9 protein-coding genes are annotated in these 13,817 nt (G+C 31.1%); 6 read left to right on the forward strand and 3 right to left on the reverse strand.

The features are described from left to right. The 3 genes from B4J88_RS09615 to B4J88_RS09625 form a co-directional block, all read left to right on the forward strand. On the forward strand, window positions 1–2,728 hold a 2,728-nt coding region (locus B4J88_RS09615; protein ID WP_291067455.1), incomplete at its 5' end, for a SusC/RagA family TonB-linked outer membrane protein. A gap of 28 nt (window positions 2,729–2,756) precedes the next feature. Then, window positions 2,757–4,124, forward strand: coding sequence for a RagB/SusD family nutrient uptake outer membrane protein (locus tag B4J88_RS09620; RefSeq protein WP_291067457.1), 1,368 nt, complete (start codon window positions 2,757–2,759; stop codon window positions 4,122–4,124). Between the two features lie 59 nt (window positions 4,125–4,183). Continuing rightward, entirely contained in the window at window positions 4,184–6,688 is a 2,505-nt protein-coding gene (locus B4J88_RS09625; protein WP_291067459.1) for an alpha/beta hydrolase family protein, read from the forward strand. Between the two features lie 39 nt (window positions 6,689–6,727). On the opposite strand, the gene B4J88_RS09630 is transcribed toward B4J88_RS09625, so the two are convergent. The 3 genes from B4J88_RS09630 to B4J88_RS09640 form a co-directional block, all read right to left on the reverse strand. Further along, window positions 6,728–7,018, reverse strand: coding sequence for a DUF6520 family protein (locus B4J88_RS09630; RefSeq protein ID WP_038330661.1), 291 nt, complete (start codon window positions 7,016–7,018; stop codon window positions 6,728–6,730). Between the two features lie 75 nt (window positions 7,019–7,093). Further along, complete coding sequence (locus tag B4J88_RS09635) at window positions 7,094–8,563, reverse strand: DoxX family protein (RefSeq protein WP_291067461.1); 1,470 nt, start codon at window positions 8,561–8,563, stop codon at window positions 7,094–7,096. A 28-nt stretch (window positions 8,564–8,591) separates the two neighbouring features. Beyond that, on the reverse strand, window positions 8,592–8,831 hold the full coding sequence (locus tag B4J88_RS09640) for a hypothetical protein (protein WP_171622778.1): 240 nt from the start codon (window positions 8,829–8,831) through the stop codon (window positions 8,592–8,594). 346 nt (window positions 8,832–9,177) lie between these two features. Between B4J88_RS09640 and B4J88_RS09645 the strand changes: the two genes are divergently transcribed. From B4J88_RS09645 to B4J88_RS09655, 3 genes are all read left to right on the forward strand, one after another. Then, entirely contained in the window at window positions 9,178–10,815 is a 1,638-nt protein-coding gene (locus B4J88_RS09645; RefSeq protein WP_291067464.1) for a helix-turn-helix domain-containing protein, read from the forward strand. A gap of 1,348 nt (window positions 10,816–12,163) precedes the next feature. Beyond that, entirely contained in the window at window positions 12,164–12,556 is a 393-nt protein-coding gene (locus B4J88_RS09650; protein WP_038330750.1) for a DoxX family protein, read from the forward strand. 183 nt (window positions 12,557–12,739) lie between these two features. Beyond that, complete coding sequence (locus tag B4J88_RS09655) at window positions 12,740–13,732, forward strand: OmpA family protein (RefSeq protein WP_291067466.1); 993 nt, start codon at window positions 12,740–12,742, stop codon at window positions 13,730–13,732. Window positions 13,733–13,817: the final 85 nt, after the last annotated feature.

Here is a 13,817-nt window from a genome sequence, read left to right on the forward strand (position 1 = left end):
ACTAATTTTTGAGCAATTGGACTTTCCTATTCGTGAAGAAGAGGTGCTGAATAGAAGCGTGATAAATGTAAGTTTCATAAAAGAAGACGGGATTCAGCTAAAAGATGTGGTGATAAATGCAGGGTACTATGCTGTAAAGGACAAAGAACGTACAGGGTCTATAGCACGTGTTACCGCAAAGGAAATAGAGAATCAACCAGTAGATAATTTTTTAGCAACGTTACAAGGACGGATGGCAGGAGTAGAAATAACTCAAGAAAGTGGTGGTTCTGGAGGTGGATTTCAGATAAAAATACGGGGACAGAATAGTTTAAGACCCGATGCCAATCAACCTTTATTCATTATAGATGGTATCCCCTACTCTTCGGATCCTATTGGAGGCACATCTACCTCTGGAAACAGACCTTCTTTTACAAGTCCGTTATCTACGATTAACCCTGCTGATATAGAAAGTATAGAAGTACTGAAAGATGCCGATGCTACTGCTATTTATGGTTCGCGTGGAGCAAATGGTGTGGTACTCGTTACAACCAAACAAGGGAAAGTAGGTGCTACACAGGTAAGTATTCGGACATCGATGGGGTTAGGAAAAATTACACGTTCATTGAAATTGATGAATACCGAACAGTATCTTGATATGCGTAGACAGGCTTATGCCTATGATGGTATTTCTACTTATCCTACAAATGCTTATGATATAAACGGAACATGGGATACAACCCGATCTACCGATTGGCAAAAAGAATTAATTGGAGGTACTGCAGAATATAACACGATACAAGCTTCTATAAGTGGTGGTAATACTGCTTTTAATTATACCGTGAATGGTACACATCACGAAGAAACTACTGTTTATCCAGGAGCATTTAAATATTTGAAAAATGCTGTTCATTTGGCTTTAAACTACAAGGATAAAAAGTTTAATTTCTTATTTACGGGTAATTATAGCAATCAAAATAACAATCAACCTTCTACTGATTTAACAACCGTTGCAAGAGAATTAGCACCCAATGCTCCTGCTTTATATGATGAGAATGGACAATTGAATTGGGCAAATAATACATGGACCAATCCCTTAGCAAGTTTAGAATCTAAATTTCTATCAAAAATAGATAATCTAACCGCTAATATGATGTTGAGCTATGCTATTTTACCTGAATTAACTTTTAAAACCAATTTAGGGTTTACCCAATTGCATAGCCGTGAGTTGAGAACTTTTCCGTCTACGATGTATAATCCTTCTTCTGGACAAGGTAGTGAATCATCAAGTGTAGAATCTAATCAAACGAATCGTTCTTCATGGATTATAGAACCTCAACTAAGTTGGGATAAGAAATGGAATCAACATCGTTTTTCTTTTCTTATAGGTGCAACTTTTCAGGATCAAACAACTGATAGACTGTATTTAACTGCCGCTGATTTCCCTTCCAATGAAATGTTATTGTCTTTGTCTACTGCTGCTTTACAATTAATAGGCTTAGATGAAAAAACAAATTACCGTTATCAAGCTTTTTATGGACGATTGAATTACATCTTACAAGATAAATATATACTTAACGTAACAGCTAGACGAGATGGCTCGAGTCGTTTTAGTCCTCAGAATAGATATTCTAATTTTGGTGCAATTGGTGCGGCTTGGCTATTCACAAAAGAGGATTTTATAAAAAACAATAGATGGTTGAGTTTTGGGAAATTACGTGGTAGCTATGGAATTACAGGAAGTGATAATATTGGAGATTATCAATATTTAGATAATTATCAAACAACATCCAATCCATATAATGGGACAGTTGGTTTAAGTCCTATTCGTTTGTATAATCCCAATTATCATTGGGAGACAAATCGTAAATTAGAAGTTGCGCTAGAATTAGGTTTTCTACATGATCGTCTTAATTTTTCTATGGCTTATTATCAAAACAGATCAGGAAATCAATTGGTCGGTATTGCTCTACCTACGACAACTGGTTTTTCTTCTTTTTCTGGAAATTTACCTGCAACAGTAGAAAATAAAGGATGGGAATTTACACTAGGTTCCAAAAATATAACGACTAATAATTGGAAGTGGACAACAGAGGTTAATTTATCTTTTAATCAGAACAAGTTACTTTCATATCCAGACCTTGAAAGCTCTGCTTACGCCAATACTTATGTTATCGGTCGATCTATTAACAGCATCAAACTTTATCAATATACAGGTATAAATCCTACAAATAATCAATATGAATTTTATGATTATGATGGAGATGGTAAAATAACTTCTCTGAAAGATCGAGTTGTTCTCACTGATCTTAATCCTTCTTATTATGGTGGTGTCGCCAATCAGATTCGGTACAAACAGTTGAGTTTAGATGTATTATTTCAGTTCGTAAAACAAGAACGACAATTGTATTTGCCTACAGCAATAGCTGGTACAATGAGCAATCAGTTAGTAGACTATGGTATACCTATGCAACCATATAGTACTAAAAATTCGCAAATAGCAGCTAATTATAATTTAATGCGAAGTAGTACGCTTTCTATTGTGGATGCTTCTTACATCCGATTGAAAAACATTTCGATTACCTATGATATTCCTTTAAAAGATCATTTCTTGAAACCTCAAATTTTTCTACAAGGACAAAATCTATTTACTCTAACGCCTTATAAAGGTGGTGATCCCGAATTTAAGTACAACCGATTTCTCCCTCCTCTTCGTACCATAGTAATGGGAATGAAATTAAACTTTTAGTCTGATAAGAATAATAAAATTTAGCACAATGAAAAATATATATACGTTAAGTTTAACTGTCGTTATAAGCGTCTTATTCTTTAGATGCAATGACTTTTTGGATGTTGACACTCCTACTTCTCAATACAATAGTGAACTGGTTTTTGCGGATAAAAAGACGACAAATGCTGCGCTTATTAACCTATATGCAGATATGAGAGAAAAAGGTTTTGTAAGTGGACAAATGAGTGCTTTTCCTGTTTCTATTGGTCTATATACCGATGAATTGGATTCGTATCAAATCAATCAAGTAGAATCTCAAAATTTATATAATAATACTTTACAGGCAAATAGCGCTACGGTCTTACAATATTGGTCGCAAACCTATTATCAGATCTATATGGCAAATGCTATTATAGAAGGTTGCCAAAATAGTAAAGGCTTATCTACACCAGATAAAAATGGTTTTATAGGTGAAGCACTTTTTGTGAGAGCATTACTCCATTTTTATTTAGTGAATACCTATGGTGATATTCCTTATATAAAAACAACGAATTATGAGTTGAACAAAAGTGTTTCTCGTTTAGAGAAAGCAAAAGTGTATGAACAAATTACACAAGATTTAGAAGTAGCTATACCGCTATTATCTTCGCAAATAACACTACAACGTAATCGTCCTAATCAAGTAACTGCACAAGCTTTACTAGCACGTGTAGAATTGTATAAAGGAAATTGGGTAAATGCTGAAAAATGGGCTTCAACAGTAATTAATACTCCTTCTATAGAATGGCAACAAGATGTTAATCAAGAGTTTTTGAAAGAGAATAAATCGATTATTTGGCAAATTTCTCCTAAGCAAGCTAGTAACTATGCGTATGAAGGTGGTACGTACTATGTTGCAACTGGTCCTCCTACTTCTATTGCTTTAACTGAAGTAAATACACAGTTTGAGCCAAATGATCTTCGTCAAAAAAACTGGGTAAGAGAAGTTACAAACGGTACAACTACTTGGAAACATGCTTATAAATACAAACAAAGAACAAACTCTTCCTCAACAACAGAAAACTCGGTTATTTTTCGATTAGCAGAACAATTTTTAATTCGAGCTGAGGCACGTCTAAAACAACAAAATAAAGTAGGTGCCTTACAAGATCTTAACAAAATTAGATCAAGAGCTGGTTTACCTCCTTATATCGCATTAACTGATGAGGAATTTATAAAAGCTATTTTACAAGAAAGACAGCATGAGTTCTTCTGTGAATTTGGGCATCGTTTTTTTGATTTAAAACGATTGAATCTAATCGATCAACTATTAACTCCAACAAAATCAAATTGGAAAAGCTATTGCCAACAATGGCCAATTCCTGAACAAGAAATATTAAAGAATTCGAATTTAACACAAAACACTGGATACTAATGAAAACAACTATATTGAAGCATCTTATTGTAATGATACACCTCTTGTTTTTATTTAACATGAAGCCTGTATTTGCACAGCTTACTCAACGAACAGTAAAAGAATCTGAATACGATAAATGGGGAAAAGTTATTGGTTCTCAAATTTCTGAAAAAGGGACTTGGTCTACTATTAGTATATCTTACGCTACTACAGATACTGTATTTTTGATTAACAACTTGTCGAAACAACAAATAAGTATTGCTGGAATAAGAGAAGGTTCTTTTATGAAAGAAAATTCTTTTCTATGGTTAAAAAATAATAATCTTTCTGTGCTTAATTTAAAAACGCTAGAAAATATTGAGATTCCTGCTGTAAAGAAATATGTTGTTTCAATGGACAAGAATATTCTTATTTCCATAGAAAAACACAACAATGCACAACGAATTGTTTTGCGAGATATAAAAGGTAATAGCATAAAAACCATTGAAAATACGCGTAATTATAGTTTTGATAATGAAACAAATCGAATGGTTTATGAAAAAATAGTTGATACTAGTGTCTTTTTAGAATACATAGATCTTTCTCGCCCTTTATCATTTAATGCGGTGGCACATAAAGAAGCTGGTTCTTACACTAATTTTAAGTGGAACGACAATGGTGTCGTTATATTATCGCAAAACGAAAACGCCTTGTCTAGCATTTGTTATTTTGATCTAAAAAGTAAAAACTTAGACTGTATGAATACTGATTTGATAGAAGACGAAATCGATCAAACATCAAATACATTGTATCTTTCTGCTAATGCTGAATTCATTTATTTCAACGCCAAAAAGAAGTTGGTAAACAGAACAACAAATGATTCCGTAGAAATATGGTATGGTTCGGATCAGCTGATCTATCCAATTAGAAAAATGAGAGATGAACGAGGTTATACCCCTTATACTTGGGTTTGGAATAGAGTAGAAAATACTGTAAAGCAGATTACAGACGATGAACTACCTAATATACATTATTTATCGAATAGTAATAAGCTCTTATTATACAACCCATATCAAAACACAACAGATAATAAATTAATAAACGATTATGATGTTTATTTCTATGATTCGAAAACAGCTGTTAAGAAAAGAATTATTCAAGAATTTGATCCAAATACTCATTTATTCGGAAATGTAGGACAAACAGATGACTTTGTTTACTACTATGACAATAATTGGTGGTGGTATAATACAAAACTTGAAACAGCTACAAATTTAACTTCTTCCATATATGCCGAATGGGATAACAAATTACTAGATGAAGGTTATCAACAAATTGCATGGGGAATTGCAGGAATCTCAAATGATAAACAATACCTCTATCTATATGACACCTATGATATATGGAAAATAAATGTAAAAACATTAGCTTCTACTAAGTTGACAAAAGGTAGAGAATCGCAGCAAGTTTTTCGTTTTGAGTTATTGACGAAATCAAAAAATACGTCGGATATCCGTCTTATTGACGAAACTAAGAACAACAGATTGGTTATAAATGATCTAAATACAAGAATTAAATCTTATGCCATATTAAAACCAAATCATACAATTGATTTACTATTGACAAGTCATGATTTTTTATATACAAAGTTGCAACAAGCCAAGTTAACAACAGATTTTATTTACTTAAAAGAAGCCTATAATTTACCACCAGAATTGTGGTATAAAAAAGATATTAAAAGTGAACCAATACAATTATTCACAACGAATAAACAACATTATCTTTATGATTGGGGAACATCAGAATTATTGCATTACACAACTATAGATGGAAAAAAATTAAAAGCTGCTATATTTTATCCACCAAATTACAAGAAAGGAAATGTATATCCTGTTATAGTTCGTGTCTACGAAAATTTGTCACAAACAGTAAAAGAATACCACAATCCATCGATGTATAACAACATAGGATTTAATGTATCGAATCTTACGCAACAAGGTTATATTGTTGTACTTCCTGATATGGTATATGATAAAGGTTTTACTGGTGCATCTGCTACAAATTCAGTTGTAGGGGTTCTGAACAAACTAATTGATGAAGGCGTAGCTGAAAAAGGAAAAATAGGATTGATTGGACAGTCATTTGGAGGATATGAAACCAATTTTATACTTACACAAACCGATTTATTTAGTGCTGCTGTTACGGGAGCAAGTTTATTTGACTTGGTAAAAGACTATTTTTGGAATGAACCTTACGAAAAAACAGAAAGCTGGCGCTATGAAAATTTTCAATTTAGAATAAAAAAGCCATTTTTTGAAGCGCCCGAACTTTATATAAAAAACTCTCCTTTGTATCATGCAAGTAGAATCACAACACCAATATTGAGTTGGACAGGTAAAAATGATGCTACTGTACCTCCAGAACAAACGATGACAATTTATACCGCTTTGAGAAAACTCAAAAAAAAGATTGTTATGTTACGCTATCCTGAAGCAAGACATTTTGTTACAAGTAAAGAAGATCAAACAGATTTGACAAGGAGAATAGAACAATGGTTTGCTTTTTATTTGAAAAACGAACCAAAAAGTAGTTGGATTAAATAACTTACAAAAAAGAAGAGGTTCCTTTCGGAACCTCTATTTTTAATTAGTTAGTTTATATAATTCTAAAACACACTGGCCAACACCATTTTTTTGCCAAACTTGCTGTGGAGTTGCTTCTTCTGTCATACAAAGTTGATCTGTAGATACAGGTGTACAATCAACTTTAATTTCTTCACAATCTGTAGACGAACTATGTCGAATAAATCCATCGATTAAAGCAGCATCTTTGATAGATTCGTTGCTTTTTGTTTGCTGTGTAGCAAACGCTCCTATTCCAGCCAATAAAAATGCTGCAATAGGCAATACTGTTTGAAGTTTTAAATTTTTCATTTTTTGTATTTTTTTTGGTTTTAACCTACTATATTATACAGGTGTTCGGTTATCCTCCTGCTATCGGCCGATAGTTTATTGTATGATTTTCGTATTAAGCGTATATACAACCAGTTGATTCTTTATAATTGCATATAAATTATTGTTGTTAATAATAAATTCATTTGTTTTTTGACGATCAACATCATAGAGATAAAAACTGCCTTTATACAATTGTTTTTGATAATTATATATATCTACTGCTGAAGCTTGTTTCCATACTTGATTATCTTCAAATTGTCCTTTTTTAGTAGAATTTATATACAATAACCCATTATCTACTGCTGCTAAGCGGTTTACTACACTATTGGGATTTAATAATTTTTGCTGATTTTGCTGATTCGTTATAACTTTAAGTGGTGCTAATCGGGTGGTATCTATTGTATGAGATCTGGTGATTACATCTAAATTTTTATTCGCAACTGTATAATTGTTTCGATAATAGTATACATATAGAAATTTATTTTGTTTTAAATCAAACAACGGAATGCCATCTGTATCAAAAATCCCTTGTGTTGCTTCCCCTAATATTGATGTAGTGGTAAATTGTTGAACAGAAGGTGCTAAATTATATCGTGCTAGTATATTTTGCTTTGTTTTAAAATCTTGCTTACGGACAAATAACTCGTCTGTTGAACTTATAACAGCTTTCGAAAAATAAAGGGTTGGATCTGTTGATAATACTTTAGCTTCCCATGTTTTGATATCCCCTTTAAAGATTACAGGAACAGTTCCATCTACTAAAAAGAAATGTGGAGATGAAATAAATATTTTAACTGTACGAAAAGGAAAGTCGTCTTGGTCTATTTTAATTATTAGCTCACGGGATTGATAATTATCTAAATCTATTTCCGTTACATAAAGAGGTGCAAATCGATCTCCTAAGTACAGCTTATTATTTGTAGCACCAATAAAATAGTGTGAATTACTTTTAAGCTTATAAGAATGTTTACCAATCACAATATCTTTCAAATATTTTCGAATAAATGGATTCTGTTTAGATATCTTTGCTTCTGATTGTAAGAATAAAATAACAACACAACCCGCACTCAAAATACCAATTACAATTAATTTCAAGAAAAGCTTTCGTTTTACACTTTCTCTTGTAATCATAATAGCAATGATGGAAAGACCAACAAAGACTACATTAAAAATTAAATGTTCTTTCCATCCCATCTTTTCTAAAATACCGCCACAGGAACATGGAATGAAATCGCTGTAATTTAATATCAGATAAATATAGACTGTAAATGCTATCATTAATCCGAACGAAGCATAAAGCCCAATTAATCGCCATCTTTTATAACAAAGCAATAATGCAATCACTATTTCCGCAATAATAACTGCATAAGAAATAAATCCTGCGTAAACACTCAATAAAGGTGATTGTGCCAATTGAATTTGAAAATTCTCAAAATCCATCAGCTTACTTACCGCCGCATAAATAAACAACACAATAAATAGGTAGCAGATGAGTGATTGGATAAAAGGAAAATATTTTCTCATCTTAATGTGTTTTAAGGTTTAAAGTGAACTACTCACCTCCTTCTTCAGTACGTTTGATGTAAGGATCTTTATCTTTTGGTGGATCAGCTTCTTCTTGAATAGAATCAGCAGTAACGATACTATCCAATTCTATATGTAAATCTGATTCGCGTTTTTGTTCTACAACAGATAAACCATCTGATCTTAATTGTGGAGCTTCCTCCTCCTCTATACATTGATAAAATAGGAAACTAATGATGCTAATGAATAAATAAGTTTTTGTTTTCATAGTCGTGTTTTTTAGGATTATTTATATTCTTAGCTTAAAATTAGAAGGCATAATGATTAAAACAATAAAGAAGCACGTCAAAAACATAAAGACTATGTTGATTTTATAAAAGTGTCACCTGTAATCGTTTATATTATTAATAATTAGCAAATTACCAAATGTTAATTTTTTAATTTACTATGAAAAAGATACGCTACTACGCTGTATAAATATGTAAAATTTATAAATTCATACATTTCATGATGTAATCGATTAGTGATTTGTGGTAATTTACAAACCTAATTCGATTAAAATAAGTAACTTACATGGAAATCTACTACTGTTTTCATCTAAAAAAACAATGCTTATGAAAACATCTATACCTCTTCTAATTGGATTTTTATGGCTTATTTTAAACATCGAAAATGTCTATGCAATTGATCAACTAAGCACACAAACAAATGATTTTCTAGTTCAGAGAATTGATTCATTTCAAACCGATAAGAACAATCCCGAAGTTTGGAAATACATTAATGCTTATATCCTAAAGGCTAAGATTAGTAATGATGGCGAAACTTTATTCTATGGCTATAAAGAAGCTATTTACTATTCACAGGATTATGCAACCAAATTAAAATATGCTGATAGTGCGATAGTTGTTGCTCAACAGACAAGGAATAATGATTTGATTGTTCAAAGTTTTCTTTCGAAAGGATTGGTTCATTATCAGTTCAAGAAATTTCAACCAGCCTTAAAAAATTATTTATTAGCTGAAAAGAAATTGAATAAGAAATCATCCAACTATTTAACGCATAAAGTCCTTTTTAATGTTGCTTTAATTAAATTTCAATTAAAAAAGTTTAGTGAAGCGGAACTATTGTTTCAGAAATGCATTATTTACTTTGAAAATAATAGTTCAGATGTCAATCACCAAGCTTATTATTTAAATAGCCTTTATTATTCCGTTCAAATTTTACAGGCTCAACATAAATACAAAGAAGCTAATCAACTTAATCATATAGGTTTGAAATTAAGTCAAGATTCGCAAAACGACTATTTTATTCATTATTTTACTTATTTAAAAGGAATTCAATTCTACTTAGAAAAAGAGTATCAACAGTCTATAACCACGCTAACAAATGAATTAGATTATTTAAAAAATAACCACGATTCTAATACACTGAGTTTGGCTTATTTTTATATTGGTAAATCTTACGAGGCAATAAATGAAGTACAAAAAGCAATTATATATTTTGAAAAAATAGATCAACTTTTTAATGAATATGATTTTTTAGATAGCGATGTTCGTGCTGCCTACGAAGCCTTAATCGATAATTCTGAAAATAATCGTAATTACCCAAATCAATTGTATTATATCAATCAGTTATTAAAACTAGATCATTTAACTCAGCAAAATATAGTAAAGCTTTCTCCTATTCTCCAAAAAGAATATGATGAAAAAGAATTATTAGAGTTGAAGAAAAATGTTGAATTCAAAATCACCATCTACCCTATTTTGATAGGTTTTGTGATCATTTTATGTTCAATCGGGGTATTGTATAGTTACAATCGTTTTTTCAAACAGCTTACGATAGATAAAAAGAAAGTAAAAGAACCTCCTGTTATTGAGATTCCGACTGAAGTTGTAAATCATATTTTGAATCAGTTGAATGATTTTGAAATGAATCACTTATTTGTACAGAAAACTTTAACCTTGGCTCAATTAGCAAAATCATTTAAAACCAATTCTGCATATTTATCAAAGATTATTAACTCAGAAAAAGGAACTAATTTTTCAAATTACATCAATCAACTTCGAATAAATTATGTTCTTCATCTCCTGACGGATTCAGATCAGTATCATCAACATTCAATTGGTGACTTAGCAGAATTAGTAGGTTTTTCATCTTCTCGTCAATTTTCGAATGTATTCTTTCAAGTAACCTCATTTCGCCCTTATGAATATATAAAACAATTGAAATTCAATTTGAACAAAGACAATTAAAAAGAAAAACGTAAACAACATTTTCATCTCTAAGTAGTAGCAGGATACTCCCAACATCAAGGCAAGATAAAGGCAACATAGTGGCAGTAGAATGTATGTAAACGATTTTTGAATTGAGATGTAAGAATTGTAGTATGTAAAAAGTAGTATGTATTTAAGATTAAGAATGAGGTTCTGATCATAATTTACGATAATAAGAAGATAATTATTTTATTACGTTCATTTTTTGTCTTGACACAAAAACGAACCAAAAAAGTCAAGACCGCGATTTTCGACGTTCAATTACCATCTCACGCACTAAAAAGATTAAATGATTCGCATACGCTCACTAATCTTTTTTACGCTTGTTTCAATGGATTGAAACTCGTCTGCAAATCGTATGTCGACTCTAAAATCCGTTGTTAAATAGTGAATTTGAGTATTGAAAAAGGATGAAAAACCGGCATTAAAACTCTCACGTTAAGAAAATGGTTGAGTGCAACGTTAAAAAGGTTTTAGCCCGTAGGGTTTGTAAAATCTTTAGTGGAATGAGAACATTTTTAGTAGAGAGGTTTACAGCCAAGAGTTTTTTGATTACTTTTTTGCTCATAAAAAAGTGATAGAAAGAATTTTACATTCTTTTTTTCCTTGATGAAAAAACATTTGAAATTAAAAGGAGAAGCTCCTGTGGAGCTTAGGTAAAATTGTTACAAGTTGATTAATAATTATATGTTCATTTTTGTCTTGACACAAAAACGAACCAAAAAAGTCAAGTCTGTGCTTACAAGTCGGTCAATAACGGCTACTCGCTAAATGCTTTAGAACATTCGCATATGAAATGCGAACATAAATCATTTTTAACGCTCTTTACGCCGAATTGACACTCGACTTTTCAGCAATGACGATTTATAAATTCATTGTAAAAAAAGGATTTTGAATATTGAAAAAGGATTTAAAAATCCGACGATTTAGAATCGAAATGTTTTAATCATAGTAAATAAATCGATATTTTTCAGTTTACTGAACTATACAATTTCTAAAATAAAAAAAACTATGTTTCTATTGTGGTTAGAAAATTAGAGGATTCGGTTCTGTACTTCATCACTTCGAGTGATTTTCGAAATGTAATGTAGAAAATTATATCAAGAAGTTAAACGTTTTAAAACAATTTTCATCTTATTCTTCAACATAATAAATGTGACAGCAAGAAAGAAAAAAACGTAAAAAGTTAAGCGTAAAACATAATAAATTAATTCCCTATAAATTTCAAATAAAAAATCTTGATTTTTCACCTATTCAAAACCCATTAAGTGTTAGTTGTACGATTTTTGATTCATTATTGAATAATAACATTCTAAAAATGAATACCATGAAAAATAACACGACACAAAACATCGCACGATATACCTTAGGAGCTTTTTTGATTGGAGCAGGAATTGCTCACTTAACTATAGCTAGAAAAGAATTCAAGGCACAAGTACCAAATTGGGTTCCTTTACCCAAAGATGACACAGTTGTGTATTCGGGAATTGCAGAAATAGCCTTGGGTAGTACGATTGTTTTAGCTCCAGATAGTAAAAAAGAAATAGTTGGAAAAATAGCAGCTTGTTTTTTTGGGGCTGTTTTTCCTGGAAACTGGGCTCAATATAAAAACAAAAGAGATGGTTTTGGATTGGATACAGATCAAAAAAGATTAGCACGATTATTCATGCAACCTTTACTAATTATATGGGCTTTGAAATCGACTAAAAATACTAAATAACTTGTTTGAAGTAACCAACTTACGACAATTGAATTATATTAAACAAATTTGAATGAAAGAGGATGACTTTTAATAAAGATCTAAATAAAAGATTAAAAAAATTACGCAAATAAATAACTGTATGATAATAATTTATAGTATTTTTATCTCAAATAATACTATAAAATTAATATTTGAACAGCGATGAATAAACTATTTATTGTAGCGATTGCAGCTACTTTGATTGTTTCTTGTAACAACAAAACAGAAGAAAAGAAAACGGATAATGTTATAGTAGATACTAATCAAAAACAAGAAAATACGGTTGCTAATAATGGATTTGACATCAGCAAAATTCCATTTTCAACAGCTGATATTGGAGATTTTCCTTTCATAAATCTTCCGCAAGGTTTAAAAGAAATGAACAAACCTTTGGTAAAACAATTTGACATATGTTTTTTTCCTATTAACGGTGTTATGACACCTTTTGAAGGAAAGTTGTATAAAACTTTTGTTTCACCTAAACAAGGAGAAGAATTTTCGCAACATTTCTTTGAAAAAAGTATGGCTGATTATTTACAATCTATCGGGGCTGTTAAAGTGTTTGATGGTGAAATAACCAAAGAAGAATATGAGCGTTACAATAAACAAGATCCGAATAAAGGAGGCGAAGGTGATATGGGATACGCTGGACAAAATATGAAGTTTTGGGTATTACGTACAAAAGATAAAGGAAATGTATATATACAATACCTTTCTAACAATGCTGGTGCTTCGCTTAATGTACTACAAGAAACAGACTTTAAGCAAACTATCACCAAAGTAACAGCAGACGAAATTGCTGAGGATTTGACTAAGAATGGAAAATCTATTTTATATATTAATTTTGATGTTGATCAAGCAAAAATCACGCAAGAAGGTGATGAGATTGTGACTGAAATTGCAAATGCCTTAAAGAAAGATAACACATTAAAAATATCAATTGAAGGGCATACTGATAATTCTGGCGACGCTAAGCATAACAAAAAACTATCTAATGATCGTGCAAATGCTGTAATGCAAAAACTAATTGCTTTAGGTATTGATAAAACACGTTTATCTGCTATAGGATACGGAGCTGAAAAACCATTGGTAGCAAATGATACAGAAGAAAATAAAGCTAAAAATAGACGTGTAGAGTTGGTTAAAGTAAAGTAAAATCTATATATGTTTTAATTTTATTAAACATGAAAAATATTGATACTAATCCGTAGTACATTATTAAAAAAAGTTGCTCCAAACA

Source organism: Empedobacter sp. UBA5036, assembly GCF_002415215.1.
In the GTDB taxonomy this organism is placed as follows: Bacteria; Bacteroidota; Bacteroidia; order Flavobacteriales; family Weeksellaceae; genus Empedobacter; species Empedobacter falsenii_B.

What these genes read in the sequence shown, in the direction of transcription:
- B4J88_RS09620 (WP_291067457.1), top strand. Translation starts at nt 2,757, where the DNA reads ATGAAAAATATATATACGTTAAGTTTAACTGTCGTTATAAGCGTCTTA.
- B4J88_RS09625 (WP_291067459.1), top strand. Translation starts at nt 4,184, where the DNA reads ATGAAGCCTGTATTTGCACAGCTTACTCAACGAACAGTAAAAGAATCT.
- B4J88_RS09630 (WP_038330661.1), bottom strand. Translation starts at nt 7,018, where the DNA reads ATGAAAAATTTAAAACTTCAAACAGTATTGCCTATTGCAGCATTTTTA.
- B4J88_RS09635 (WP_291067461.1), bottom strand. Translation starts at nt 8,563, where the DNA reads ATGAGAAAATATTTTCCTTTTATCCAATCACTCATCTGCTACCTATTT.
- B4J88_RS09640 (WP_171622778.1), bottom strand. Translation starts at nt 8,831, where the DNA reads ATGAAAACAAAAACTTATTTATTCATTAGCATCATTAGTTTCCTATTT.
- B4J88_RS09645 (WP_291067464.1), top strand. Translation starts at nt 9,178, where the DNA reads ATGAAAACATCTATACCTCTTCTAATTGGATTTTTATGGCTTATTTTA.
- B4J88_RS09650 (WP_038330750.1), top strand. Translation starts at nt 12,164, where the DNA reads ATGAAAAATAACACGACACAAAACATCGCACGATATACCTTAGGAGCT.
- B4J88_RS09655 (WP_291067466.1), top strand. Translation starts at nt 12,740, where the DNA reads ATGAATAAACTATTTATTGTAGCGATTGCAGCTACTTTGATTGTTTCT.